Source organism: Ruegeria sp. CH8, from assembly GCF_056536985.1.
The window spans coordinates 1-1,593 of sequence record NZ_JBQFQR010000068.1 but is presented as its reverse complement, the minus strand read 5'-3'; the positions used below and the strand labels follow the sequence as shown (position 1 = coordinate 1,593).

The 1,593-nt window shown below is 59.9% G+C and carries 1 protein-coding gene; it reads right to left on the bottom strand.

Features of this window, described 5'->3' with window-relative positions:
- Nucleotides 1-1,469 (bottom strand): CoA-acylating methylmalonate-semialdehyde dehydrogenase (locus ACR0ER_RS25520; protein ID WP_480771264.1); only part of this gene is annotated, 1,469 nt, incomplete at its 3' end.
- Nucleotides 1,470-1,593 lie beyond the last annotated feature (124 nt).

The following is a 1,593-nucleotide window of genomic DNA, read 5'->3' as shown; positions in this document are numbered from 1 at the left end:
CCTTTGGAGATGCTCTCGGGCCAGCGCTGCATGATGGACTTCTGCTTGGTGTAGAAGCGGACGCCCTCTTCGCCATAGGCGTGGGTGTCGCCGAACAGGCTCTTTTTCCAGCCGCCAAAGCCGTGCCAGGCCATCGGCACCGGGATCGGAACGTTCACACCAACCATGCCAACCTGAATCTGGCGACCAAACTCACGCGCGGCGTTGCCGTCGCGGGTGAAGATGCTGACGCCGTTGCCAAACTCATGGTCGTTGATTAGCTGCACGCCCTCGGCAAAGCTTTCGACGCGGACGCAGGACAGCACCGGGCCGAAAATCTCTTCGCGGTAGATGGTCATGTCCGGGGTGACGTTGTCGAACAGGGTGCCACCCATCCAATATCCGTTCTCGTGGCCTTCCAGCGTGAAATCCCGTCCGTCCACGATCAGGTCCGCGCCTTCTTCAACACCTTTGGCGATGTAACCGGTGATGCGTTCATGCGCGGCTTTGGTGACGATCGGGCCCATCTCGGCATCCATTTCAACACCGTTCTTGACCTTGAGGGACGCAAGGCGTTCCTTGATCATTGGTACGATCTTGTCGGCCACGTCACCGACCAGAGTGGCCACCGAGATCGCCATGCAGCGCTCGCCAGCCGAGCCATAGGCCGCGCCCATCAGCGCATCGACGGCCTTGTCCAGATCAGCGTCGGGCATGACCAGCATGTGGTTCTTGGCACCACCCAGAGCCTGAACACGTTTGCCGTGGCGGGCGCCAGTCTCGTAGATGTAATTGGCGATCGGGGTCGAGCCCACGAAGGAGATCGCCTGCACGTCCGGATGCTCGAGCAGCGCGTCAACGGCCACCTTATCACCCTGAACCACGTTGAAGACGCCATCAGGGAAACCGGCCTCTTTCATCAGCTCGGCATACATCAGCGACGGGGTCGGATCGGTCGGCGAGGGCTTCAGCACAAAGGTGTTGCCTGCCGCGATGGCGACCGGGAACATCCACATCGGCACCATGACCGGGAAGTTGAACGGGGTCACACCGGCCACCACGCCCAGAGGCTGGCGCAGGGTCCAGTTGTCGATGCCGGTCGAAACCTGATCGGTGAAATCCCCCTTGAGCAGTTGCGGGATGCCGCAGGCGAACTCGACGATATCAATGCCACGCTCGACCTCGCCACGGGCGTCGGTGAAGACCTTGCCATGCTCGGCGGTGATGGCGCGGGCCAGTTCGTCCTTATGCTCATTCAGCAGGTTCAGAAACTTGTTCATGAGGCGCGCACGGCGGATCGGCGGCACATTGGACCAGGCCGGGAAGGCAGCCTTGGCGGCGGCCACCGCGCGATCAACGTCCTGCGCAGAGGCCAAATCAACCTTACCCGTCAACTCACCCGTGGCCGGGTTGAACACGTCCTGCGTGTTGCTGCGGGCCCCAGCAAATACTTCACCATTGATGTAATGGCCGATATCCGTCGTCGTCATGGATGTCTCCTCCTTGGCTGGCCGCACTCTCCCAAATCCAGCACATAGAAATCCAATGACTAATCGAGTCGCCTGATATAAACAAAATTAATATGAAACCCGTCAATGATATCCGTATCCTGAA